A 25498-nucleotide genomic window follows, 5' to 3' on the forward strand; every position below is an offset into this window, starting at 1 on the left:
TTCTTTAGTGACAAGTTTTGTGATGACAAAAATACCTGTCTTGACTGACGATCCAGGCTGGCATGGCAATCGCTTAAAAGAAGCGTTTGCTTTGCGCGGCTATCAAGCTGTTTTTATCTCACTCAAAGATTGCTTTTTAGATCTCACTGCTGGTTCACGCGGTGTGGTGATTCCGGGCTTCGACACCTTGCCTAAATTCGCTTTTGTTCGCGGCGTTCCGGGAGGCACCTTGCAACAAGTGATTGCCCGTTTAGATATTCTGCACGCTTTAGAAATACTGGGCGTTAAAGTTTACAACAATGGCCGCGCAGTTGAGCGCACTGTAGATAAAGCCATGACTAGCTTTCTCTTGCACCATCACGGTATTGCTACGCCAGATACTTGGGTGTGCGAATCTCGTCATCAAGCCCAATCCCTTATGAAAAAAGAAATCGCAGCAGATAGGCCACTTGTCATCAAGCCGCTATTTGGCTCACAAGGCAACGGTGTGCGATTGATTAAGCAGGGCGATACATTGCCTGTGCCGATGGAAGCGCATGTGGATGGGTTGTATTACTTGCAGCGCTATATCGACAGCGGTGAGGGGACATGGCACGACTATCGTGTATTTGTGATTCGCGGTAAAGCCATTGCGGCGATGGTTCGCCACGGCGAGAGCTGGGTGAATAATGTAGCACTCGGTGGACGCTGTGAGGCGATGGCGCATGATGGCGAACTTTGTGTGCTGGCTGAAGCTGCCGCCAAAGCAGTAGATATTGATTACTGTGGCGTGGATATTATTCGTGACCGTCATGACAAATTGTATGTGCTCGAGGTAAATAGCATCCCCGCTTGGAAAGGTCTGCAAGGCGTTGTGGATGTGGATATAGCACAAACATTAGTAGACGATTGCTTGGGGTTGATGTCGTGAGCGATGTCGCCTTTCTTTATCGCGACGCTTGCATGGCGGAGCTGGGCGCCCTAAAGCCAGGCAATGTCCATTTGTTTGCCGACGGACATGGCATGGTGGTGCAGGATTTTATTAAAAGCGCGGATGCTTCATCGCAAGTGATTGCACTTCCGAATTTAAGCGTTGGCGAGCGAGTTTTAAGCGCCATCAAATCCACTTGGGAGGCGGTGGGGTGTAATACTAATCTAGGCATCGTGTTGCTCGCCGCACCTATGGTTCAAGCTGCTTATTCAAAAGATGGCTTTAGTCATCATGCCCTGCAGGAAGTGTTAAATAATCTCACTGTGGATGACGCTGTTAAGGTTTATGAAGCGATTTCAATTGCAAAGCCAGCAGGGCTTGGACAGGTGCAACAGCACGATGTCCATCAGACGCCACAAATCTCATTACTCGAAGCGATGAGGGTGGCTGCAGATAGAGACTTAATCGCGCAACAATATGCCAATGGCTATCAGGATATTTTTAATCTTGGCTTGACGACCTACCAACATTATCTAGCCAAATGGGAGCGTCCAGCTTGGGCGGTGACCGCAACATATTTGGCTTTTTTGGCTGGGTTTGAAGACAGTCACATTGCTAGAAAGTATGGCAATCAAGTCGCAAAAGCTATTCAGCAAGAAGCAAAAAAACACTTCCAAAGTTTTACCTCTCAAGAAAACCCTAAGCTTTACCAAGCAACTTTATTGGCTTGGGATACTGAACTCAAAAAACGCGGCATTAATCCGGGCACGAGTGCGGATTTAACAGTTGCAACATTATTTGCTATCCGCCTGCTATCGGGCTGAGAAGTTGAGCATAGCTGTTGATATTTTCAAGGGGGTTTTCTTTCTCGTTTCGCATGTGATTTATCCGCCTTAATCATGGTAAAATTTGCCTTTTAATCCACGCTTAAAGCCAATAGAACAATATGGATCAATTCGCAAAAGAAACCCTCCCTATTAGCCTCGAAGATGAGATGCGTCGTTCGTATCTTGAATACGCCATGAGCGTGATTGTTGGTCGTGCGCTTCCTGATGTTCGTGATGGACTTAAGCCGGTGCATAGACGTGTGCTTTACGCCATGCACGAACTTAGCAATGACTGGAATCGCCCTTACAAGAAATCTGCTCGTATTGTTGGTGATGTCATCGGTAAATATCACCCGCATGGCGACACGGCAGTTTATGACACCATCGTTCGTATGGCACAGGATTTCTCTTTGCGTTACATGTTGGTGGATGGTCAAGGTAACTTTGGTTCTGTAGACGGCGATAATGCGGCAGCGATGCGTTATACGGAAATCCGTATGGCACGGATTGCGCACGAGCTTTTAGCAGACTTGGATAAAGAAACGGTTGATTTTGGACCTAACTATGATGGTTCAGAGCACGAGCCATTGATTATGCCAGCGCGTATTCCTAACTTACTGATTAACGGTAGCTCTGGTATTGCGGTGGGCATGGCGACGAATATTCCGCCACACAATTTAAATGAAGTAGTGGATGCTTGCTTGGCCTTGCTGAAAGACCCAGAGCTTTCGATTGATGACTTGATTGAAATTGTGCCGGCACCGGACTTTCCAACCGCGGGCATTATTTATGGCACCATTGGTGTAAAAGAAGGCTACCGCACAGGCCGTGGCCGTGTGGTGATGCGTGGTCGTACGCACGTTGAGGATTTGGAGCGTGGCGGTCGCCAAGCGCTGATTGTTGACGAGCTTCCATACCAAGTTAACAAGAAAACCTTCGTTGAAAAAATTGCTGAATTAGTCAACGAAAAGAAGATTGAAGGTATTTCAGATTTGCGCGACGAATCTGATAAATCTGGTATGCGTGTGGTGATTGAGCTTAAGCGTGGCGAAGTGCCAGAAGTGATTCTGAATAACCTCTACAAACAAACCCAGCTTCAAGACACTTTCGGTATGAATATGGTGGCCTTGCTTGACGGTCAACCGCGCTTGCTTAACCTTAAGCAGATGCTTGAAGCGTTCTTGCGTCATCGCCGTGAGGTCATTAGCCGTCGTACCGTATTTGAACTTCGTAAGGCGCGTGAGCGTGGTCATGTGCTAGAAGGTTTGGCTGTGGCGTTAGCCAACGTGGACGAGATGATTGCGATTATCAAAGCTGCACCAACCCCACCAGAAGCGAAAAAAGGCTTGATGGCGAAAGCTTGGAAATCGCCAGTGGTTGAAGAAATGCTTAAGCGCGCTTCAATGGAAGCTTCGCGTCCAGATGGTCTGTCAGTTGATTTTGGTTTGTCACCTAACGGTTACAAGCTTTCAGATGTTCAGGCACAAGAAATTCTTCAAATGCGCTTGCAACGCTTGACTGGTCTTGAGCAAGATAAAATTGTGAATGAGTACAAAGAAGTGATGGATATCATTTCTGACTTGCTCGATATTTTGGCTACCCCAAGCCGTGTCACCCAAATGATTGTGGATGAGCTTGCAGCGATTCGCCAACAGTTTGGTGATAAGCGTCGTAGTGAAATCGTGCATAACGCACAAGATTTATCACTAGAAGATTTAATTACCCCACAGGACGTGGTGGTGACTTTATCGCACACGGGTTACATCAAATCGCAACCACTTGAAGAATATCGCTCACAACGTCGTGGTGGCCGGGGTAAACAAGCGGCTGCAACGAAAGAAGATGACTTTATTGATAAGATGTTTGTGGCGAATACTCACGATTACATCCTGTGTTTTTCAAGCCTTGGTCAAGTCTATTGGCTTAAAGTTTATGAAGTGCCACAAGGCAGCCGTACAAGCCGTGGTAAGCCTATTGTTAACTTGTTCCCATTGAGCGAGGGCGAGAAAATTAACGCGATCTTGCCAGTAAAAGAATTTGACGAAAATCGCTTCGTATTCATGGCAACGGCAATGGGGACTGTGAAGAAAACTGCCTTAAACGAGTTTTCAAACCCACGTAAATCAGGAATTATCGCGATTAATCTTGATGACGGTGATTACTTGATTGGTGCTGAAATTACTAACGGCACACAAGATATTGTTTTGGTTTCAAACGGTGGTAAAGCTGTTTGGTTCGACGAAGAAGACGTCCGTGCGATGGGTCGTAATACGCGCGGTGTGCGTGGGATGAAGATTACAAAAGATCAGCAAGTGTTATCGCTACTAGTTGCGGAAAACGATCAGCAAACTGTGTTGGTTGCGACTGAAAACGGGTTCGGTAAACGTACTGTCTTGGCCGACTTCCGTCACTCAGGTCGTGGTACACAAGGGGTGAAAGCGATAGCCATTAGTGAGCGTAACGGTTTGGTGGTTGCTGCGCGCTTGGTCAATGACGATGATGAAATCATGTTGATTACTACTGGCGGCGTATTAATTCGTACCCGCGTGAAAGAGATTCGCGAATTAGGTCGTGCAACGCAAGGCGTCACCCTGATTAATCTTGGTGATGGCGAAAAGTTATCTGGCTTAGAAAAAGTAGTTGAGACGGACGACGATGAAGAAGGCGCTGAAGCGTAAGCATTGGAAATGGTTGAAAGTAATTCATGACGCAAATTTTTAATTTTTCAGCGGGCCCAGCGGTATTGCCAAAAGAAGTCCTTGCGCAAGCGAGGGATGAGATGATGGACTGGCATGGCGCGGGCATGTCAGTGATGGAAATGAGTCATCGCGGTAAAGAGTTTATGAGCATCGCCGCTGAAGCTGAAGCCGATTTACGTGAGTTAATGTCTATCCCCAGCAATTACAAAGTATTGTTTTTGCAAGGTGGGGCGCATAGTCAGTTTTCGATGGTGCCAATGAATTTGCTACGCGGGAAAAAATCGGCTGATTATTTGGATAGTGGTATTTGGTCTAAAAAAGCCATTGATGAAGCAGCGCGTTATTGCCAAGTGAATATTGCTGGTTCTAGCAAAGACAAAAACTACACCTATGCGCCAAGCCAGGTTGCATTAAAGCTCAATAAAGACGCGGCTTACTTCCACTTTACATCCAATGAAACGATTGGTGGCGTTGAGATTTTTGATGTGCCAAAAACAGGCGATGTGCCTGTGGTGTGTGATATGTCTTCTCATATTCTTTCCCGTCCTATGGATGTGAGCCAATATGGTGTGATTTATGCTGGTGCACAAAAGAATATTGGCCCTGCGGGCTTAACGATTGTGATTGTGCGTGAAGATTTAATTGGTGAGACGATTGCTGGCACGCCAACCATGTTTGATTATAAAATTCACGCGGATAATGAATCCATGTATAACACGCCAGCCACTTATGGCATCTACATGGCGGGCTTGGTGTTTAAGTGGCTAAAAGCTAAAGGTGGCTTGGCTGCGATGGAAAAAATCAACATCGAGAAATCATCGCTTTTGTATGATTATTTAGATGCGTCAGATTTTTATCATTCGCCAATTGCAGTTGAAAATCGCTCACGCATGAATATTCCTTTCACATTAAAAGACGCGGCCTTAGACGAGTCCTTCTTAAAACAGGCGCAACAAAATGGTTTGCTGCAGTTAAAAGGCCATAAATTGGTTGGCGGGATGCGCGCTTCGATTTATAACGCAATGCCAATTGAAGGTGTAAAAGCTTTAATTGAATTTATGCAGTCTTTTGCAAAGGCTAACGCTTAATCCTGCTGATTCAGGAAAAACACTATGTCAGACATCTTAAAACAACACAGAGACCAAATTGATGCCATTGATGAGCAATTGCTCAAGCTGGTGAATGCGCGTGCGGCACATGCACGTGAGATTGGCGAGCTTAAAGGCGGTGGCCCGATTTATCGTCCAGAGCGCGAAGCGCAAGTATTGCGTCGTTTGGTGGACTTGAATGGTGGCCCATTGCCAGCAGAGGCAGTGACGGCAATCTTTCGTAGTGTGATGTCTAACTGTCGCGCATTAGAAAAAGCACTCACGGTAGCGTTTCTTGGGCCAATCGGCACGTTTAGTGAAGAAGCGGCCAATAAGCAATTTGGTGGGCTTTCTTCACCGATGCAATGTGCATCGATTGATGAAGTGTTCCGCATGGTGGAGTCGGGCCAAGCCCATTATGGTGTAGTGCCTGTTGAAAACTCAACGGAGGGTGCAGTGGGTCGTACGTTGGACTTACTCACCGCAACCCGTTTACATATTTGCGGCGAAATTGAGCTTTCTGTTCATCATAATCTACTGAGTCAATCACTAGATAAAGCTGGCGTGACGAAAGTATATTCGCATGCACAATCGTTAGCGCAATGCCATGAATGGCTTAATAGCCATTTGCCTAATGCGGAGCGTCATGCTGTGGTCAGTAATGCTGAGGCGGCCAGATTGGCTAGCACAGAGAGCGGGGCTGCCGCGATTGCCAGTTTACGTGCAGCTGAAATTTTTGCGCTCAATACATTAGCGAACAATATTGAAGATGACCCACGAAATACCACGCGCTTTTTAGTGTTGGCTGATCACGATGTGGCTGCTTCAGGAAAAGATAAAACCTCATTAGTGATCGCTACCAAGAACGTTCCAGGCGCAATGGTGTCGATGTTAGAGCCTTTATCCAAAAACAATGTGAGTATGACGAAACTAGAGTCTCGTCCAGCCAAAATGGGTTTGTGGGAATATATCTTTTTTGTGGATATTGAAGGCCACCACCAAGATACCAATGTCAAACAAGCTTTGGCTGAGATTGAGCAACGCGCATCGTTTGTTAAAGTATTGGGATCCTATCCCGTCGCTGTGGTTTAGTTAAGCCTAATCGGTTATTAATTTCGAGGTTATTTTCGTGTCAGATATTGCCAATTTAGCACCTGCTTATATTCGTTCAATCGCGCCTTATCAGCCAGGTAAGCCAATCACTGATTTGGCTCGCGACAAAAGCTTAGAGCCAAGTCAAATCGTTAAGCTCGCATCTAATGAAAATCCACTTGGGGTAAGCCCGAACGCGCATATGGCCATGATGGATGCCTTGGACGAAATTGCACGATATCCGGATGGTAATAGCGTTTCACTTCGAGATGCAGTGTGTGAAAAATTCAATGTCACGCCAAGTCAATTGGTATTTGGAAATGGCTCAAATGATATCTTAGAGCTTTCTGCACGCGCTTTTTTAGCGCCAGGTGATGAGGCAGTTTACTCGCAGCATGCTTTTGCGGTGTACAGCTTAGTCACTCAAGCGGTTGGTGCTACTGGTGTGGTTGTCCCCGCGAAAGAATTTGGCCATGATTTAGATGCGATGTTGCTGGCGATTACGCCAAAAACGCGCATGGTGTTTGTAGCAAATCCTAACAATCCTACGGGTACGTTGATTAGCAAAGCCGCGCTTAAGCAATTTATATCTTTGGTGCCAAAAAGTACTTTAGTTATTCTGGATGAAGCTTATGATGAATATCTTACTGATGAACTCAAAGCTGAATCCATAGGCTGGTTAGCTGAGTTTAATAATCTAGTGATCTCTCGCACGTTTTCAAAAGCTTATGGTCTTGCTGGTTTGCGTGTTGGTTTTGGCGTGACATCAAGTGCAATTGCGGATTTGATGAACCGCGTGCGACAGCCATTTAACGTCAATAGCATTGCGCAAGCGGCTGCTGTTGCTTCACTTGGTGATGATGAGTTTGTAGAGCGTACCCGCGCTTTAAATCAAGCAGGTATGGTGCAAATTACCCAAGGTCTTCAAAAGTTAGACTTAACGTACATCCCTTCGTTTGCAAATTTTATTAGCTTTAAAGTGTCTGATGCGCGAGGTGTTTATGAGCGATTGCTGAATCAAGGTGTCATTGTCAGGCCGATTGCTAATTACGAAATGCCAGATTATTTGCGCGTGAGTATTGGCTTGTTCTCGGAAAATGCACGGTTTCTAGAAGCGCTCGATCAGGCAATCAAGGCTTAGTTGTCAACAGATTGACTTCAGTGATTCGCGGGTTAAGTCACTAGTTTAGGCAAGGTCAACGGCTGCTTAATGTTAAGCCGCGAGCGCAATTTCAAATGTGCCAATGTTAGAGGGCTTACCAAATAAAAAGCCTTGATACATCTTACAGCCGGCTTTTCTCAAGAGCTTCTCCTGCGCTTGGTTTGCAACTCCTTCAGCAATCACATCAAATCCTAAATTCCCACCCATTGAGATAATGGTTTGAATAATGAGCGCACTATCTGCACTTTCAACCGCGTCAGCAACAAAGCTTTGATCGATCTTTAATTCGTCTAAGGGTAGTTGTTTTAGCACTGACAAAGATGAATAGCCCATGCCAAAATCGTCAAGAGACAGCATCACGCCAATGCTTTTAAGCGCACTCATTTTTTCGACGACTTCATTAATGTTTCTCATTACCAAACTTTCTGTAAGTTCAAGCATTAACTGCCTAGGATTGCAGTTGCTGATTTTGAGAGCATCTTCAACCTGTGTCACAAAGTCGGCTTGGGCGAATTGAAGTGCACTGACATTCACAGATAATCGTAAATGCGATGTGTTGCTAGATTCGCTCCATTTATAAAGTTGCTGGCATGCTTGTTTTAACACCCAGGTACCGATTGGGATGATAAGCCCGGTTTCTTCAGCCAATGGAATAAACTTGGTTGGTGAAATGCTTCCAAGCTCTGGATGATTCCAGCGCAGCAAGGCTTCTGCACCAATCACCTTCTCATTCAAGCCCACTTGCATTTGATAATGAATTTCGAGTTGTGCGTGTGCTAATGCAAAATTTAAGTCATTTTTGAGGTTAGAAATTAAGTCTAATACTGGCTGCATGGAGTCATCGTAAAACTTAATGTTGTTACGGCCTGACTGCTTAATTTGATACATCGCAGCATCTGCACGTTTCAACACCTCGTCTGCGCCAACACTTTCACCTGCATAAGTGTAAATGCCAATACTTGGCGTGCAGTAATGTTCGTAATCTTGAAGGGTGAAAGGGCGATTAATTTCTTTAAGCAACTTTTCACCAACTAGCCTAATTGCTAATTTGGCAGTTTCAATATCTTTCCCGAGGTTATCTAAAATAATGACAAACTCATCACCCCCAATACGCGCTACTGTATCGTGGCTTCGCACTGCAAGTTGAAGTCTTTTTGCGACTTTTTGTAGCAGCAAGTCGCCGATTGCATGTCCTTTGGTGTCATTCAGCGTCTTGAAATTATCGAGATCCATGAACATGACACCTACACAAGACTTAATGCGTTTGCAGGCTTTTAACGACTGATTAAGACGATCTACCAGCAATCTTCGATTTGGTAGGTTGGTCAATGTGTCGTAATAGGCTAGACGCTCAATTTCATCTTGTGCTTTTTTATAAGCGGTTTCATCTTGCACCAAAGAAGCAATGCCGACCACGTTGCCAGATGCATCTCTTAGCGTGGTATTGAACCACTCGCAGTAGATAATTTTTCCATCTTTTCTGATGTTTTGATTTCTAACATGATGGCCACCTGAGCCACTAAGTAACTGATAAATACTTGTACTTAATGCGTTTTGTTGTGATGGAGGAATGATAAATTTAATGTGTTGACCAAGTGCTTCTTCAGGGCGGTAACCAAACATTTTGCTCGCTGAGGCATTCCATGAAGTGACATTAAATGCGTAATCCCATTCAATGACTGCAAGCGGCGTATTATCGAAATGTAGTTTTTGGCGCTGTGCCAGCGCATTAATCGCTTTTTTGCTTTCAATGCTGTGCATACGAAGGGCAATGTTGTCATGTAATGTGCTGGCAAGATTTAAACCAGCAAGCGTAATGTAAAGCACAAAAGTCACAAACATTAAGACGATTGAAATGCTAAATATATCGCCAGACATAAAATAAGGAGGCAAGAAAAACACCATGAGGCCACTGACGAACGCCAACGATGTGTAGCGGTCTAGCGCATTCACTACTATTGCACCACCGCATATTCCAGCTAATGACATGGCCAAAAAAGCTTGATGTAGATAGTCGCTTGGATGGAAGAAGAAAAAGCTGGAAATACCCCAGGAGGCGCCACAAATGAGCGCTAATAGACGGAAGTAGAAAAGCTGCTTGGCAGTTGAACGTTGCGAATCTGTTTTTTCTGAGTAAAACGCCGCTACCATTTTTTTAATTAAGTGAACGGTTGCAAGGATCACCGCCCAAATTGTAATGTTTTGAATATTGCTGACATCAGCTTGCAAATAAATTAGTAGCGCTGCAATGATGCAGGAAATCAACATGGACTTAGTACTATTAGCCACGATTAAATCGACAATCTCCAAATTGATTATTTCAGGAGTATTTGAGACTTTATCTGTTGTATTTAATGAGTCTTTTTTTTCTTGGTGCAATTGAGTTCTCGAAGGCTGTTTTCTGACGTAGATTAAATAAAATATTAAATTAAGTTAAATCTTTAAGTATCGGTTTTTTAATGGTTCAATTCTTTCACACTTTTAATTTTTTTCATGACTTTATTGAGTGTCGTCATGAAAATCATGAGCAATGTTTCCGTGTTTTTGCACTATTGCTTAATAAGGGTCGGGCGCACTATTTGAATCACGTTGCATGCAGACAAATTATATAAATGCGGTAACGTTTTTTTAAACTATAATTAGGAGATACACCATGTGGACTAAACCAGCTGCTACTGAAATGCGTTTCGGTTTTGAAGTAACAATGTACGTTTGCAATCGCTAAGATTGTTGAATAGTACAAGCAGTCTTTAAGATTGCGGTAACTGGGCTGCTGAAAAGCAGCCCAGTTTCATATTAAAGATGTATTGATAATAATAATTAAAGAGAGATTTATGCACATTCATGTCTTAGGCGCTGCAGCGGGTGGTGGTTTTCCACAGTGGAATTGTAATTGTCACAATTGCGATGGACTGCGTAAAGGTACTATCAAAGCAACAAAACGTACGCAATCATCAATCTGCGTAAGTAGTGATGGTATTAATTGGGTACTGTTCAATGCTTCACCAGACTTGCTTCAACAAATTCAAGAGTTCAAGCCTCTGCAGCCAGGTCGTGCTGTTCGTGATAGCGGTATTGTGGGTATTGTACTCATCGATGCGCAGATTGATCATACTACGGGGCTATTGATGCTGCGTGAAGGTCAAGTTAAGCGTGAAATCTATTGTACGGACATGGTTTATCAAGACTTAACGACTGGTAATCCGCTGCTCAATATTCTGGGTCACTACTGTGGTATTAACCATCACGAAGTGGCCACAGATGGCGCGACCTCCTTTGAAGTAGCTGGTGCTGCTAACCTACGCTTCACAGCCGTTGCGCTTAAGAGCGCTGCACCTCCATATTCCCCACATCGTAATGATCCACATCCTGGCGACACCATTGGTGTGCTGATTGAAGAAATCAGCACAGGCAAAAAATGTTGGTACTCACCTGGACTTGGTGAGATCGAACCTCATTTGCCAGCGCTCATGATTCAAGCAGACTGCATCATGGTGGATGGTACTTTCTGGACGAATACCGAGATGATTGATATGGGTTTGATGACCAAAACAGCTCGTAGTATTGGTCATAATCCGCAATCTGGCGAAGGTGGCATGATCGAAAAGCTCAATGAATTTGATGCGTCAAGAAAAGTACTGATTCATATCAATAACACCAATCCAATTTTAAGAGAAGACTCTGCTGAACGTGCAGAGCTGACTAAACATGGTATTGAAGTCGCTTACGACGGCATGGACATTATTCTTTAGGAGCACAATATGAATGCAGTCACGGATAATAATCAACCTTGGTCACGGGAAGAATTCGAAGAAAAACTTCGTACTAAAGGTCAGGGTTACCATATTTACCACCCAATTCATGTAGCAATGTATGAAGGTAAGTTAAGCAAAGAGCAGCTTCAGGCTTGGGTTGCTAACCGTTTTTATTATCAAATCGGTATTCCACTTAAAGATGCTGCGATTCTCTCTAATTGCCCTGATAAAGAGGTTCGTAAAGAATGGATTGTGCGAATCACCGATCATGATGGTGTTGATGGTCAAGTTGGCGGCATTGAAGCTTGGATCCAATTGGGTGAAGCTGTTGGTCTAACCCGTGAGCAAGTCACCTCACTAAAATTAGTGAGCCCAGGTGTTAAATTTGCGGTGGATGCCTACATCAACTTTGCCCGTCAACGCCCATGGCAAGAGTCAGTATGTTCATCACTCACTGAATTATTTGCCCCGCATATTCACCAGCAACGCATTAGCTCATGGCCAACGATGTACCCTTGGATTAAAGAGGATGGCTTGAGCTACTTCAAAAAACGTCTGACAGAAGCGCGCCGTGACGTTGAGCAAGGTTTGTCAGTCACGCTTGAGTACTTTGGCAAGAGCCGTGAGATGCAAGAGCGTGCATTAGAAATTTTGCAATTTAAGCTTAATGTACTTTGGGTCATAGCCGATTCAATTATGCTTGCTTCAACCGATGTGACAACAGATGGTGTGCCTTACTTACGCCAACCGGTTTATTAATTGAGACTATGATGAGCATTCAACACACCGATATATTCGCAATCGCATTGCACCACCGTTTTCAGTGGGAAGAAGCACAAAACTGCTACGTGATTTTGTTTCCAGAAGGTATGGTAAAACTCAATGGTGGCGCGGGCGAAGTGCTTAATCTTGTGGATGGTAAACGCACGGTCACTAATATCATCACTGAATTACAGACTAAATTCCCTGACGCGCCTGATTTGGATCAAGACGTCGTCGGCATGTTGGAATTAGCCATCGAAAAAGCTTGGTTACGCCAAATCAACTAAGAGTAGCCAGTTTAGGAGTCAAAAAATGACACAAGCATCACTAGGTCAATCAGTTGTACAAAAAGAGATTCAATCTCAAAACAACGGTGTTGCCGCCAACATTACTCACACTCAACCACTTTGGTTGTTAGCAGAGGTGACTTATCGTTGTCCGCTGCATTGTGCGTTTTGCTACAACCCAACCGATTACGATAAACATACTCAAAATGAGCTAACGACAGAGCAGTGGATTCAAGCCTTGCGAGATGCACGTCGTTTAGGTGCTTTGCAGTTAGGTATCTCTGGCGGCGAACCTTTGCTGCGTGATGATATTGAAGACATCGTGATTGAAGCCAAAAAACTGGGTTATTACAGCAATTTGATTACTTCAGGTGTTGGCCTCACTGAAAAACGTATACAAGCTTTTAAAGACGGTGGCTTAGATCACATTCAATTGTCGATGCATGACATTACCGAAGAGATTAACAACTTCATTACTAATACCAAGACGTTTGAGCTCAAGAAAAAAGTCGCCGCGATGATTAAAAATCATGGCTACCCAATGGTGCTTAACGTAGTGATTCATCGCTACAACATTGGTCACATGCGCCAAATTTTAGAGATGGCCGAAGCGTTGGGTGCAGATTATATTGAGCTTGCGAATACTCAGTATTACGGCTGGTCTTTGGTAAATCGTAGTCAACTCATGCCCACCAAAGAGCAAATTGACGAAGCTGAGCGCATCACTAATGAGTTCCGTGAAAAGCAGGGCAGCAAAATGAAGGTTTTCTTCGTGGTGCCTGATTACTTCTCAGATCGTCCTAAGAAATGTATGAACGGTTGGGGCGAAGTATTTATGATTGTGACGGCCAATGGGGATGTATTGCCATGCCATTCAGCGCGCGTATTGCCGAACATCGAGTTCCCGAATGTAAAGGACAAAGGCTTAGATTGGGTGTGGAACGACTCCCCAGCTTTTAATAAATACCGTGGCGATAGCTGGATGAAAGAACCTTGCCGTAGCTGTGCTGAAAAAGAAAAAGACTTAGCAGGCTGTCGTTGCCAAGCCTTTATGCTGACGGGCGATGCAGAGGGCGCTGATCCTGTGTGTAGCTTGTCACCTAATCACCATGTGATTACGCAAGCGATTGAGGACTCACGCAACTCGGTGATTGCCTCACAGCCGATTATTTTCCGTAATGATAAAAATTCAAAAGCGATTATCGCTGGCGAGTTAAATGATCGAGTAAAAGAGTTCCACGCGTTGCCATAACCTATCGGTTTGCAATTTGTGGTTAAATGAACGCGCCTTTGAATATTCACTGGCGCGTTTTTATTAAAGCTGACTTCACTGAACCTAATGACTAAACACTCCCCACTATTTTTATCTGTTCTACTCGCAAGCCTTGCCGCGCTTGCGCCGTTTGCAATTGATACTTATTTACCCGCATTTCCTGCGCTAGAAGCCGATTTGCTTGCACAGCCTGTCGCTCTTCAACAAAGCCTCACCTTTTATTTATTACCTTACGCCATCATGACCTTATGGCATGGTGCCATTTCAGATTCGATTGGTCGCATCCCCACCATTAAATGGGGCTTGGGTATTTTTCTGCTAGCGTCAGTAGGGTGTGCTTTTGCGCAAAATGTCGAAACGCTTTGGTTTTTTAGAGCCTTGCAAGGCATGTCGGGCGGGGCGGGTAATGTCGTGGCACGCGCCATGGTGCGTGATTTGTTTGAAGGCCCACAAGCCCAGCGCGTCATGGCCACTGTGCAAATGCTCTTTGGCATTGCCCCAGCCATTGCGCCTGTCATTGGCGGCTTACTGCTCGGCATTCACTGGCAGGCCATTTTTATCTTTTTGGCGCTTTACTCCGGCTTTGCCTTTTTTGCTGTGGTGAAATATTTACCTGAAACCATGCCACCGGAAAAACGCATGCCGCTATCAGCGAGACAAGTGATTAAAGACTACCGCCTCATCTTTTCAGATAAAGAATACTTCCGTTTAGTGTTTTCTATCAGTGCTAATTTTGCAGGCTTTTTTTTATACGTGGTTGCAAGTCCAGTCTTCTTGGTGAAGCACTTGGGCCTCAATGCCCAGCAATTTGGATATATGTTTATTCCCACCGTGTGCGGCATGATGCTGGGTTCTTATTTGGCCAAACGCGCTGCTGGCATTTATTCCCGTCAACAAGTTGTGAAGTGGGCATATGCATGGATGTCAGTGACAGTGACGGGCAACGTCATCGCTTGTTACTTTTTATCTCATACTGTTTGGTTAATCCTACCGATTGCCATCTTCAACGTCGGGATGGCCTTGGCCATGCCTGTGCTCTCAATCGCTGCGCTAGATCGACACCCAAAAATTCGTGGCACCGCTGCATCAGGCCAAGCCTTTATGCAAATGTTCTTATCTAGCGTTTCATCAGGCGTGGTCGCTGCATTGGTGTGGGGCAGTCCTTTTGCCATGGCCTGCGCAATGGCCGCATACTGCTTGATTGGTTGGTTAGTTATTCGTCAAAGTCATTTATGGCGCCATGCCTAGTACTCAGGGCGATTTAGATGGGAAAAGTCACCGAGCCTCATCGCTGTTTTTGGTGTAACGACACGCAAATCTATCGTGACTATCACGACACTGAATGGGGCTTTCCGGTTTTTGATGATAAGCACCTCTTCGAAAAAATCTGTCTTGAAGGGTTTCAGTCTGGGCTTAGCTGGCTCACTATTTTAAAAAAACGTGAAAACTTTAGGCTTGCTTTTAATGGCTTTGATATCGCTAGCATTGCCAGATTGACGCAAAAAGATATTGAACGATTAATGTCTGATGCTGGCATCGTTCGCCATCGTGGCAAGATAGAAGCCACCATTAATAATGCCCGCTGTGCTGAAAAGTTGCTTGAATCTGAATCATCCCTCGCGGCTTACTTTTGGCGTTTTGAGCCTGAAGCATTTAGCCGCCCCCAAGCCTTTGATGTGGACACACTCAAAACTCTTACACATTCTAAAGAAGCGATTGCGCTTTCAAAAGACCTCAAGAAAAGAGGTTGGAAATTTGTGGGGCCAACCACCATGTATGCCTTTATGCAGTCTATGGGCTTAGTAAACGACCATGAGGAGGGCTGTCATGTGCGTGAAGCTTTGCTAGACGCAAGGCGGCAAATAAAAAATACTTACATAAATAATAGACAATAAAAAAGGAGACTTTAGTCTCCTTTTTTATTTTTGTTGAGTTTAATTATTCCACCAACAATTCACGCTTGCCTGTTGCGCCGTTCATGGCATCTGCATCTGGTAATGGTTCTTTACGTGCTGAAATGACAGGCCATACTTCTGCAAGGCGTGCGTTCAGCGCGATGTACTCTTGTTGGTCTGCCGGTACATCATCTTCTGCAAAAATCGCTTCAGCAGGGCATTCAGCCACGCACAATGTGCAGTCGATACATTCATCAGGGTTAATCGCTAAGAAGTTAGGGCCTTCTACAAAGCAATCCACTGGGCAAACATCTACGCAGTCTGTGTATTTGCATTGAATACAATTTTCGGTAACGACATAAGTCATGTTGGTTTTCCTTCTTTATTCAGCGGCTAAATTAATTAATCGCTATTTTAATAGATTTTGCGGGGCACGTCATTGAGACAATGCCAGTCATTTTAGTTCGGTTAAATAATCATCCCTGCACCGACGGTATTGTTGGTCGATTCATCAATCACGATAAATGCCCCAGTTGCACGGTTTTTGCTGTAGCTATCGACCATCAGCGGTTGGGCGAGTTTGAAATTGATTTTGGCAATATCGTTCATCGCAAGGCCTTGCGCTTCTAATTGCTCAAGCGTGTTGACATCGACTTTATATTCAATCGCGCCCACTTTTGCTTTAGATTCGCGCGTGGTGTGGCGAATGATATAAGTACGCGCCGTTGAAAGCGGTGTTTCAGAGAGCCAGCACACCATGCCTGAGATTTGTTTAACAGGCTCAGGGGCTTGGTCTGATTTTACAATCATATCGCCGCGTGAGGTGTCGATTTCATCTTCAAGCAAGAGCGTTACAGATTGCTCTGTAATGGCGCTTTGTAGTTGTTCATCACCCAATTGAATAGCTTTAACTTTTGAGGTGTAGCCATTTGGTAAAACGGTGACAGCATCTCCTACGGCGATTTCGCCTGACTCAACACGACCCATAAAGCCACGGAAGTCGTGCAGATCTTTGTCGTCTGATGCGTGTGGGCGGCAAACGAATTGAACAGGGAAGCGGAATGGCTCGTTTTGCTCTGAGTGGGCAGCTGGGGCTGATTCTAAAATCTCCAGCATGGTTGGACCTTGGTACCAATCCATTGCGTCGCCACGGTCAACTAGCATATCGCCAGTGAGCGCTGAGAGCGGCACGACTTGAATATCGCGGCCAGCGCGTTGTAAGCCAATTTGTTCTGCAAAACTTAAGTAGTCAGCCTTAATCTTCTCAAAGGTTGCTTGGTCAAAATCCACCAAGTCCATTTTGTTAATCGCCACTACGATGTGTGGAATACCCACTAGGTGCGCCAAGAATGAATGGCGACGCGTTTGGGTGAGTACGCCTTTGCGCGCATCAATCAAAATAATTGCGAGGTTGGCAGTTGAGGCCGCTGTCACCATGTTGCGTGTGTATTGCTCATGGCCTGGTGCATCAGCAATAATGTATTTGCGTGTGCCAGTGCTGAAGTAGCGGTAAGCCACATCAATGGTAATACCTTGTTCGCGTTCAGCTTGCAAACCATCAGTCAGCAAGGATAAATCGACTACTTCAAGACCGCGCTTTTTAGAAGTGCGATCCATTTGTGTAAGGGTGTCAGCTAAGATGCTTTTGGTATCAAATAGCAAGCGGCCGATGAGGGTGCTTTTGCCGTCATCTACGCTACCGCAAGTCATGAAGCGCAGTAGGCTATCGTTGTGTTGTGTATTCATAATTTATATTTTTCAAAAAATAAAATGCGTAATAAATTGAATTGCTGAGGTGAGGGCGAGGCACACGGAACGCAGAAACCAGAATGTACATAAAGTACATGAGGATTTTGAGTACCGCGTAACGCGGCAATCGCTTCAACAATTTGATTTAAGCGTATTTTTTAGAAATAGCCTTCTTTCTTACGCTGTTCCATTGAGGCATCTGATGTTTGGTCATCAAGCCTTGTTGCACCACGTTCTGTAATGGTCGTGGTTGCAGTTTCTAAAACAATTTTAGAAATGGTATCTGCATCACTAATCACTGGTGCAGTACAAGTAATATCACCAACAGTGCGGAAGCGAACCTCCATATTAATGATTTCTTCACCTGCTTTAGGTTGGTTAATCACCTCACCAGAAGCAAGCGGTACGTTCACTGGCACGATAGAGCCAGCGCGCATTACGACATCGCGTTGGTGAGCAAAATAGATGCTTGGTAGCCCTAAGTTTTCACGTTCGATATATTGCCAAACGTCCATTTCAGTCCAGTTTGAAATTGGGAACGCGCGGATGTTCTCACCTTTGTGTGAACGTGCGTTATATAGGTTCCACAATTCAGGACGTTGGTTCTTTGGATCCCATTGGCCGAACTCGTCACGGAAACTCATGATACGTTCTTTAGCGCGGGCTTTTTCTTCATCGCGGCGTGCGCCACCAATACAACAATCGAAGCCAAACTCTTCAATGGCTTCTAGCAATGTGACAGATTGGTGTTTGTTGCGTGATTCGTCCTCTGATTTAAGCACCACCGTGCCGCGCTTCATTGAGTCTTCTACAGAGCGAACGATTAGGCGCTCACCTAGTTCTGCGGCACGTTGGTCGCGGAACTCAATCACTTCTTTGTAGTTGTGACCAGTATCAATATGCATCAGCGGGAAAGGAAAGCGCCCTGGACGGAAAGCTTTTTCAGCTAGGCGCAATATGCACAATGAATCTTTGCCCCCTGAGAATAGCAGTACGGGGTTTGAGCATTGACCTGCGACTTCACGCAAAATGTGAATCGCTTCCGCTTCTAGCCAATCAAGATGGCTAAGGGTTGTTTTGTTTGCTGTTGTCATCATTTCAACTTGTTAATTTCAAATAAGGTTTAATGCTTTTTTATTGATTAGATTTCTTTACATGCAGTCCACATTCTTTGCTGGTTGGGTCTTCCCACCACCAGCGACCAGCACGGACATCTTCACCCATTGCGACGGCACGTGTGCAAGGCGCACAGCCAATGCTCGGGTAGAAAGCGTCATGCAATTTGTTATATGGCACCTCATGAAGGCGAATATATGCCCACACTTCTTGTTCGGTCCAATCGCTCAGCGGATTGAATTTTTCTAGCTTATTGCCTTCATCAAACTCTTGCACAGGCAAATTAGCGCGAGTTGTGGCTTGCTCTGCACGCATGCCTGTAATCCAAGCTTGTTTGCCATTGAGTGCGCGTTGAAGCGGCTCTACTTTACGCATGTGGCAGCAGGCTTTGCGTAAATCAATGCTTTCGTAAAAGGCGTTGATGCCTTTTGTTTCTACGTATTGTTCAACCACTTCATGCTTAGGGAAGTAGACTTTAAGCTTGGTGCTATAAGTACTTTCGGCTTCAGCCATCAAGGTGTAGGTTTCAGCAGGTAAGCGACCAGTATCTAATGAGAATATCTCAATAGCTAGTTTTTCGCGCATGATGATATCAGTCAGCACCATATCTTCAGCACCAAAGCTGTTAGCAAAGGTGATCGCTGGGAAAGTGGTCGCAGCTTCTTTAAGTAAGCTTAATACTTGTGCGCGCTTGGTTGTGACTGATGCCTTTAGTGCATCTGTGAGTTCTGGGCTTGTCGCTGGGTTTTTAGCCGCTGAACGAATCATGGATACGTCGCCGAACATTAGCGATTTGTCCTGCGCCAAGCTGGTTGCGCAATATCAACGGCGCCTTGGTATGGCTCGCTGAAGTCTTTAAGGCTTGCCAAAGCTTCAGTGGCTGAGCGGTCAGCGCGGATTAAGTAGCTATTAAAGCCTGAGCGCTTCAGGAAGAATAATTGATCGCGAAGTACATCGCCAACAGCGCGCAATTCATTTTTAAAGCCGTAGCGTGTGCGGAGTAGGTTGCCAATGGTGAAAATGCGGCCATCAGCAAAGCGCTCGACATACACAGCGACTAAAGCAAAAGCGTTGATGTCTTTTACTTCGGTAATCACATCTTCAATGGCTTCGTGTGTGGCAATTAACAGGCCAACTTCACCTTGGCTAACACGGCTAGCAAGCGCGTCTTTATTGGTGCGCCAAACAGCGAAAGGCACTAACACTTTGCCAGCAGGAATTTGCGTTGCGGCAATTTGCTCAGCAGAGAAGGTTTCTTCACCTGTGAGCTTAAATAGCACCACTTTGCCTGCTTGTTTGCGAACGGTTTCTTCGCCTAAAGTTGGTGGGGTAACGCGAGTCCATTCATCAGCAACGATAGCATTGTATTTAATTAAATTAGACATTTGCTGTCTCCTTGCTCGCATATACGTGTGCTTTGAATGGCGGCACACCGATACGGCGCACGGTATCAATAAAGCGCTCTTCAGGCGTACGTTCTTTGATGTAAACCTCAATCAAGCGTTGAACTACACCTGGCATTTCGTCTGCTGAGAACGATGGGCCAATCACTGAGCCGATGCTTGCATCATTGCCTTGTTTGCCGCCAATGGTGACTTGGTACCATTCTGAGCCATCTTTATCCACGCCCAAAATCCCAATATGGCCAACGTGATGGTGACCGCAGGCATTCATACATCCAGAGATGTTAAGTTCTAGATCGCCAATGTCATGCAAGTAATCGAGGTTGTCGAATTGCATTTGGATGGCTTCAGCGATAGGAATGCTCTTTGCGTTAGCGAGTGAGCAAAAGTCGCCGCCTGGGCAGCAAATAATGTCGGTGAGTAAGCCGATGTTTGGCGTTGCCAAACCAGCAGCGCGTGCTTTTTCCCAAAGCGGGAAAAGGTCACTGAGTTTTACATCCGCTAAAATCAAGTTTTGTTTGTGCGATGCACGTAGCTCACCAAAGCTGTAAGCGTCAGCCAAATCAGCTACTACGGCCATTTGCTCTGATGTGATGTCGCCAGGCGCATGACCATGAGGTTTGAGTGAAAGCGTGACAGCGCGGTAGCCCGCTTGTTTGTGGGCGTGAACGCAGCGCTTTACCCAAGCCGCAAACGCGGGGTTGCTAGCGATTGCACTATCAAAGCTTGCGTCGTGTGCTGGCAAGTTCTCGTAAGGCATCGCTTCAAAATGTTGGCCAACGCGAGCTAATTCAGCTTCGGTAATTGTGTTTGGATTGTCTTTTAGGTGTAGCCATTCAGCCTCAACTTGTTGTTTGAAGTCTTCAATACCTAAGGCTTTCACCAAAATCTTAATGCGTGCTTTGTAAGCGTTGTCACGACGGCCGTGAATGTTGTAAACGCGGATAATCGCTTCGCAATAAGTGAGGGCATGTTGCCACTCCAAATGCTCTCGAATGACTGTGCCCAAAATTGGTGTGCGACCTAAACCGCCGCCCACCCATACTTTAATCGCTGTTTCGCCTTTAGCATCTTTGTAGAACTCCATGCCTATGTCGTGGGCTTGCACAATGGCACGGTCTTGCTCGGTGCCAGATACTGCAATTTTGAATTTGCGCGGCAATAATGCGAACTCGGGATGGAATGTGCTCCATTGACGCATGACTTCAGCCATTGCACGTGGGTCAATCACTTCATCCGGCGCAACGCCAGCGAATTGGTCTGTGGTGATGTTGCGGATGCAATTGCCAGAGGTCTGAATAGCGTGCATCTCAACAGTGGCAAGTTCAGCCAAAATCTCAGGCACATCCTCTAGCTTAGGCCAGTTAAGTTGTAGGTTTTGACGGGTACTGAAATGGCCGTAGGCTTTGTCGTATTTTTGAGCGATGTCGCCAAGTTTACGTAGTTGTTTAGATGACAACATGCCATAAGGCACCGCGATGCGAAGCATCGGTGCTTGGCGTTGAATATATAAGCCGTTTTGTAAACGAAGAGGGCGGAACTCATCTTCAGAAAGTTCGCCAGCGAGGTAGCGATTGGTCTGGTCGCGATATTGGGCGACACGTTCGTTTACGAGTTGTTGGTCAATGGCGTCGTATTTATACATTTTTATTCAATTTTTCAAAGAGGCAATATTTTAATTCAAAACCCGCTTGGTTTCACGTTTTTCTTGGTATTCAATAATGGCATTAAGTCTTGTTAATGAGGCTTAATGCAATACCAATTTAAAGCCGACATAAATCAAAATGGCTGACAGAGCGATACGTATCCAATGTTCGGCTACTTTTGCGCTCAAATGACTGCCAATGTAGATGCCAGGAATTGAACCAATCAATAAGGTGCCAAGCAAGTTGTAATCAACCGTACCAAGACTAGCATGCCCGAGGCCTGCCACTAGGGTTAATGGCACGGCATGGGCAATGTCGGTGCCGACGATAGTAGTAATCTTTTTATGAGGATAGAGCACAATCAGGGCAGTAACGCCCAAAGCACCGGCGCCGACCGAAGTAAGTGTGACAAGGCCGCCAAGCACAATACCAAGCACCACAGTGCTTGATGCAACGTACTTTTCAGGAATGAGACTCTCTTTTGACAACAGGCTCATAAGTTTCGTCCGAAGGAGAACCGCGACGGAAGTGATAATTAAGGCGATTCCTAAGCTGAACTTGATGGTGGCGATTGCTTCAGTAGAATCTACGTTGATTGAGCGAAGAAACAAGATGGTGGCGAATGAAGCTGGCACACTGCCTGCTGCAAGCAGTTTAACGATCCGCCAATCTATATTCCCTAGTTTGCCATGTGCAAAGATGCCTACAGATTTGGTGATGGAGGCATATAGTAAATCCGTACCTACCGCCAATGCAGGTTTGATATGGAAAAATATCATTAAAATAGGGGTCATCAATGAGCCGCCACCTACGCCTGTTAGCCCCACTAAAAATCCGACAATAAATCCTGCGATGATGAATCCGAAGTCCATGAGTATTCCTAAAACAATGGGTTTTTACTTAGATTTAAACAGCGCATAGTATAAGTGATGAAATATGTTGTTTTTATAACAATTTATTCTTAGTATATATCCCTTGATTATAAAGGCGTGATGAAATGAAATTACATCAATTAAAGTACGTCAGTGAGGTGGTGAGGCAGGGGTTGAATATATCACTAGCTGCAGATGCGCTTCATACATCACAGCCTGGGGTGAGTAAGCAGATTCAATTGCTGGAGCAAGAGTTGAATATACAGATATTTCAGCGCCATGGCAAACGTTTGACCGGAGTGACCGCGCCTGGTCAACACATTGTGGATCTCGCTGAGCGTGTGATGCGTGACATGGAAAATATCAAGCGTGTTGGAGACGAGTTTAGTCACGAGGATATCGGCATGCTCACCATTGCTACTACGCATACCCAAGCCCGCTACCGTTTGCCTGCAGCTGTAAAAGCGTTTATGGAAAAGTATCCTGATGTTAAGTTGAATATTCATCAAGGCAATCCAACCCAAGTGGCAGAGCAAGTCGAAAGTGGTGAAGCGGATATTGGGATAGCGACTGAAGCCATTAGTCACTATGAAAAGATTTTGTGTTTACCGGCGTATCAGTGGAATCGTTGCGTAGTAGTGCCGCCAGGGCATCCCTTAATCAAGGATGTGCCGCTAACGCTCAAAAAATTAACGCAATACCCATTGATTACCTACGACTTTGCTTTTACGGGCGGTTCGTTGGTCAGTAGTGTGTTTGAACGAGAGGGAATGACGCCTAATGTAGTTCTCACAGCGATTGATGCTGATGTGATTAAAACTTACGTGAGTTTAGGATTGGGCGTGGGCTTACTTGCTGGCATGGCTTATGATGAAGAACGTGACGCTAATTTGGTGGCTTTGGATGCGAAACATTTGTTTCCAGACAGTGTCACTTATGTTGGAATAAGGCGAGATGCATATTTGCGCAAGTTTGCTTATGACTTTATACAGTTATTAGCCCCGCATTTTGATCGCAAAGCAGTGACTGAGGCATTGAAATAACAAAACAATTTGTTACGTTTGTAGGCTGTGGTTTCCTTATTTTTTCGGGTATAATCAGACCTCGAAATTATGGTTAGTTCGTCATTTTATTAAGTAATTATTCGGAGAGCAGTATGGCTAATTTATTAGAACAATTAAAGTCTATGACCACGATCGTGGCTGACACTGGTGACGTTGAAGCGATTAAAAGTGTAAAACCTATCGATGCTACAACAAATCCATCTTTAGTATTGAAAGCTAGCCAATTGCCACAATATGCATCGTTGATTGATGAAGCGATTGCTTATGCAAAAGCACAAGGCGGCTCTAAAGCAGAACAAATCGACAATGCAGCTGACAAATTAGCTGTGTTGATTGGTACAGAAATCACTAAGGTGGTTCCTGGCCGTATATCCACTGAAGTAGATGCACGTTTGTCATTCAATGTTGAAAAAATGGTGGCTAAAGGCCGTAAGTTGATCAAGTTATATCAAGACTCTGGCGTAAGCAAAGAGCGCGTATTGATCAAATTAGCTTCAACATGGGAAGGCATTAAAGCGGGTGAAATTCTTGAAAAAGAAGGCATCCAATGTAACCTCACATTGTTGTTTGGTTTCGGCCAAGCACGCGCTTGCGCAGAAGCTGGCGTATTCTTGATTTCACCTTTCGTTGGCCGTATCTTAGACTGGTATAAAGCTAAGAACCCAACCACAGAATACACACAAGAAACTGACCCAGGTGTGGTTTCAGTACGTGCAATTTATCAGTATTACAAAGAACACGGCTACAAAACTGTTGTGATGGGCGCTTCATTCCGTAACACAGGTGAGTTAATCGCTTTGGCTGGTTGTGATCGTTTAACTGTTTCACCAAACTTATTGCAAGACTTGGCTGCAACAGAAGGTACTTTGACGCAAGTATTAAAAGATGGCGGCGCAAATAAACCTGCTCCAGCTCGCTTGACTGAAGAAGAGTTCCGCTTTGCATTGAATGAAGATCCAATGGCGACAGAGAAGCTTGCTGAAGGTATTCGCGGTTTCGTTGTTGACCAAAACAAACTTGAAGCAGCGCTTGCTGAAAAGCTGTAAGTAATCAATCAGCAGAACGCTAGTCGTGATTTTCATGTCTAGCGTTTCGAGTTTTATGGCGTTGACACATTGATTGTTTACGCTATAAGATGTCGATCGAATTTTAAGTTGGTGCTGAAAAGCACTAAATATTAAGTAGTAAAACCTGTAATTAATCGGAGAAAAGTAACATGGCACATACACAAATGGCATTAGATTCATTAGACTTTGACGCAACAGTTGCACTTGCTACAGCAACTGCACCACACGTTGACATTCTTGAAATTGGTACACCATGCATCAAGCACAACGGTATCAAATTGCTTGAAACACTTCGTGCTAAATTCCCAAACAACAAAATCTTAGTTGATTTGAAAACAGCTGATGCTGGTTTCTACGAAGCTGAGCCATTCTTCAAAGCTGGCGCTGACATCGTTACTGTATTGGGTGTTTCAGACATCGGCACTGTTAAAGGTGTGATCGACGTTGCTAACAAGTACGGCAAAAAAGCTCAAGTTGACTTGATCAACGTTGCTGACAAAGTTGCTAAAACTAAAGAAGTTGCAAAATTAGGTGCACACATCATCGGTATTCACACTGGTCTTGACCAACAAGCTGCTGGCCAAACACCATTCGCTGACTTAGCTGCTATCGCTGCTTTGAACCTAGGTGTTGAAATCTCTGTTGCTGGTGGCGTTAAAGCTGCTACAACTGCACAAGTACGTGATGCTGGCGCGACAATCATTGTTGCTGGCGCTGCTATCTACGGTGCTGCTGATCCTGCTGCAGCTGCTGCAGAAATCACTGCTATCGCTCACGCTTAATTAGCGATAAATTCTGAGCTAATTTTAATTGGCTAAGAGTTTATAGAGT

The 25498-nt window shown here is 44.9% G+C and carries 24 protein-coding genes; 16 read left to right on the plus strand and 8 right to left on the minus strand.

Annotated features, from left to right (window positions below; all coding sequences use genetic code 11):
* The first annotated feature begins 19 nt into the window (after positions 1-19).
* The 6 genes from BN1209_RS03730 to hisC all read left to right on the plus strand — a co-directional run bounded on the left by BN1209_RS03730 (position 20) and on the right by hisC (position 7757).
* Positions 20-910, plus strand: coding sequence for an ATP-grasp domain-containing protein (locus BN1209_RS03730; RefSeq protein WP_144402541.1), 891 nt, complete (start codon positions 20-22; stop codon positions 908-910).
* Positions 907-1734, plus strand: coding sequence for a triphosphoribosyl-dephospho-CoA synthase (locus tag BN1209_RS03735; protein WP_082048451.1), 828 nt, complete (start codon positions 907-909; stop codon positions 1732-1734). The genes BN1209_RS03730 and BN1209_RS03735 overlap by 4 nt, the downstream gene beginning before the upstream one ends.
* Positions 1735-1856: 122 nt before the next feature.
* On the plus strand, positions 1857-4415 hold the full coding sequence (gyrA, locus tag BN1209_RS03740; RefSeq protein ID WP_045751014.1) for a DNA gyrase subunit A: 2559 nt from the start codon (positions 1857-1859) through the stop codon (positions 4413-4415).
* Positions 4416-4441: 26 nt separating this feature from the next.
* Complete coding sequence (gene serC, locus BN1209_RS03745; protein WP_045751015.1) at positions 4442-5524, plus strand: 3-phosphoserine/phosphohydroxythreonine transaminase; 1083 nt, start codon at positions 4442-4444, stop codon at positions 5522-5524.
* A gap of 24 nt (positions 5525-5548) precedes the next feature.
* Positions 5549-6616 carry a prephenate dehydratase gene (gene pheA / locus BN1209_RS03750; protein WP_045751016.1) on the plus strand — a complete coding sequence of 356 codons (1068 nt, stop codon included), beginning with the start codon at positions 5549-5551 and terminating at the stop codon, positions 6614-6616.
* A gap of 46 nt (positions 6617-6662) precedes the next feature.
* A complete protein-coding gene (gene hisC, locus BN1209_RS03755; protein ID WP_144402577.1) occupies positions 6663-7757 on the plus strand; it encodes a histidinol-phosphate transaminase in 1095 nt (364 codons plus the stop codon).
* Positions 7758-7829: 72 nt separating this feature from the next.
* Here the strand turns inward: hisC and BN1209_RS03760 are convergent, their stop codons facing one another.
* Entirely contained in the window at positions 7830-10157 is a 2328-nt protein-coding gene (locus BN1209_RS03760) for a putative bifunctional diguanylate cyclase/phosphodiesterase (protein ID WP_045751018.1), read from the minus strand.
* Between the two features lie 274 nt (positions 10158-10431).
* On the opposite strand from BN1209_RS03760, the gene pqqA reads away from it, so the two are divergent.
* The 7 genes from pqqA to BN1209_RS03790 all read left to right on the plus strand — a co-directional run bounded on the left by pqqA (position 10432) and on the right by BN1209_RS03790 (position 15750).
* The gene (gene pqqA / locus BN1209_RS08995) at positions 10432-10503 is read left to right on the plus strand and encodes a pyrroloquinoline quinone precursor peptide PqqA (RefSeq protein WP_081987173.1); all 72 of its coding nucleotides are present in this window, start codon (positions 10432-10434) and stop codon (positions 10501-10503) included.
* A 109-nt stretch (positions 10504-10612) separates the two neighbouring features.
* Positions 10613-11530, plus strand: coding sequence for a pyrroloquinoline quinone biosynthesis protein PqqB (gene pqqB, locus BN1209_RS03765; protein WP_045751019.1), 918 nt, complete (start codon positions 10613-10615; stop codon positions 11528-11530).
* Between the two features lie 9 nt (positions 11531-11539).
* The gene (gene pqqC / locus BN1209_RS03770; RefSeq protein ID WP_045751020.1) at positions 11540-12292 is read left to right on the plus strand and encodes a pyrroloquinoline-quinone synthase PqqC; all 753 of its coding nucleotides are present in this window, start codon (positions 11540-11542) and stop codon (positions 12290-12292) included.
* An 11-nt stretch (positions 12293-12303) separates the two neighbouring features.
* Positions 12304-12582, plus strand: a complete 279-nt coding sequence (gene pqqD / locus BN1209_RS03775) for a pyrroloquinoline quinone biosynthesis peptide chaperone PqqD (protein ID WP_082048453.1) — start codon at positions 12304-12306, stop codon at positions 12580-12582.
* A 25-nt stretch (positions 12583-12607) separates the two neighbouring features.
* Positions 12608-13834 (plus strand): pyrroloquinoline quinone biosynthesis protein PqqE, encoded by a 1227-nt coding sequence (pqqE, locus tag BN1209_RS03780; protein WP_045751022.1) that lies wholly within the window; start codon positions 12608-12610, stop codon positions 13832-13834.
* 87 nt (positions 13835-13921) lie between these two features.
* On the plus strand, positions 13922-15103 hold the full coding sequence (locus tag BN1209_RS03785; protein WP_045751023.1) for a multidrug effflux MFS transporter: 1182 nt from the start codon (positions 13922-13924) through the stop codon (positions 15101-15103).
* A 17-nt stretch (positions 15104-15120) separates the two neighbouring features.
* A complete protein-coding gene (locus tag BN1209_RS03790; RefSeq protein ID WP_045751024.1) occupies positions 15121-15750 on the plus strand; it encodes a DNA-3-methyladenine glycosylase I in 630 nt (209 codons plus the stop codon).
* A gap of 43 nt (positions 15751-15793) precedes the next feature.
* Here BN1209_RS03790 and fdxA read toward each other — a convergent pair whose 3' ends face one another.
* From fdxA to BN1209_RS03825, 7 genes are all read right to left on the minus strand, one after another.
* Positions 15794-16117, minus strand: a complete 324-nt coding sequence (gene fdxA, locus BN1209_RS03795; protein WP_045751025.1) for a ferredoxin FdxA — start codon at positions 16115-16117, stop codon at positions 15794-15796.
* Positions 16118-16218: 101 nt separating this feature from the next.
* Complete coding sequence (cysN, locus tag BN1209_RS03800) at positions 16219-17496, minus strand: sulfate adenylyltransferase subunit CysN (protein ID WP_045751026.1); 1278 nt, start codon at positions 17494-17496, stop codon at positions 16219-16221.
* 161 nt (positions 17497-17657) lie between these two features.
* Entirely contained in the window at positions 17658-18593 is a 936-nt protein-coding gene (gene cysD / locus BN1209_RS03805) for a sulfate adenylyltransferase subunit CysD (RefSeq protein ID WP_045751949.1), read from the minus strand.
* 40 nt (positions 18594-18633) lie between these two features.
* Positions 18634-19401, minus strand: coding sequence for a phosphoadenylyl-sulfate reductase (locus BN1209_RS03810; RefSeq protein WP_045751027.1), 768 nt, complete (start codon positions 19399-19401; stop codon positions 18634-18636).
* Positions 19401-20000: a DUF934 domain-containing protein gene (locus tag BN1209_RS03815; protein ID WP_045751028.1), complete on the minus strand. Its 600-nt coding sequence runs from the start codon at positions 19998-20000 to the stop codon at positions 19401-19403. Before BN1209_RS03815 ends, BN1209_RS03810 begins: the two co-directional genes overlap by 1 nt.
* Positions 19993-21663, minus strand: coding sequence for a nitrite/sulfite reductase (locus BN1209_RS03820; RefSeq protein ID WP_045751029.1), 1671 nt, complete (start codon positions 21661-21663; stop codon positions 19993-19995). Before BN1209_RS03820 ends, BN1209_RS03815 begins: the two co-directional genes overlap by 8 nt.
* Before the next feature lie 102 nt (positions 21664-21765).
* Positions 21766-22536: a sulfite exporter TauE/SafE family protein gene (locus BN1209_RS03825; protein ID WP_045751030.1), complete on the minus strand. Its 771-nt coding sequence runs from the start codon at positions 22534-22536 to the stop codon at positions 21766-21768.
* A 125-nt stretch (positions 22537-22661) separates the two neighbouring features.
* Here BN1209_RS03825 and cysB point away from each other — a divergent pair, with 125 nt between their 5' ends.
* The 3 genes from cysB to hxlA all read left to right on the plus strand — a co-directional run bounded on the left by cysB (position 22662) and on the right by hxlA (position 25449).
* Positions 22662-23579, plus strand: coding sequence for an HTH-type transcriptional regulator CysB (gene cysB / locus BN1209_RS03830; protein WP_045751031.1), 918 nt, complete (start codon positions 22662-22664; stop codon positions 23577-23579).
* Positions 23580-23692: 113 nt separating this feature from the next.
* The gene (tal, locus tag BN1209_RS03835; RefSeq protein ID WP_045751032.1) at positions 23693-24646 is read left to right on the plus strand and encodes a transaldolase; all 954 of its coding nucleotides are present in this window, start codon (positions 23693-23695) and stop codon (positions 24644-24646) included.
* A gap of 170 nt (positions 24647-24816) precedes the next feature.
* Positions 24817-25449, plus strand: a complete 633-nt coding sequence (gene hxlA, locus BN1209_RS03840; RefSeq protein WP_045751033.1) for a 3-hexulose-6-phosphate synthase — start codon at positions 24817-24819, stop codon at positions 25447-25449.
* Positions 25450-25498: the final 49 nt, after the last annotated feature.

The organism is Candidatus Methylopumilus turicensis (assembly GCF_000953015.1).
Classification (GTDB): Bacteria; Pseudomonadota; Gammaproteobacteria; order Burkholderiales; family Methylophilaceae; genus Methylopumilus_A; species Methylopumilus_A turicensis.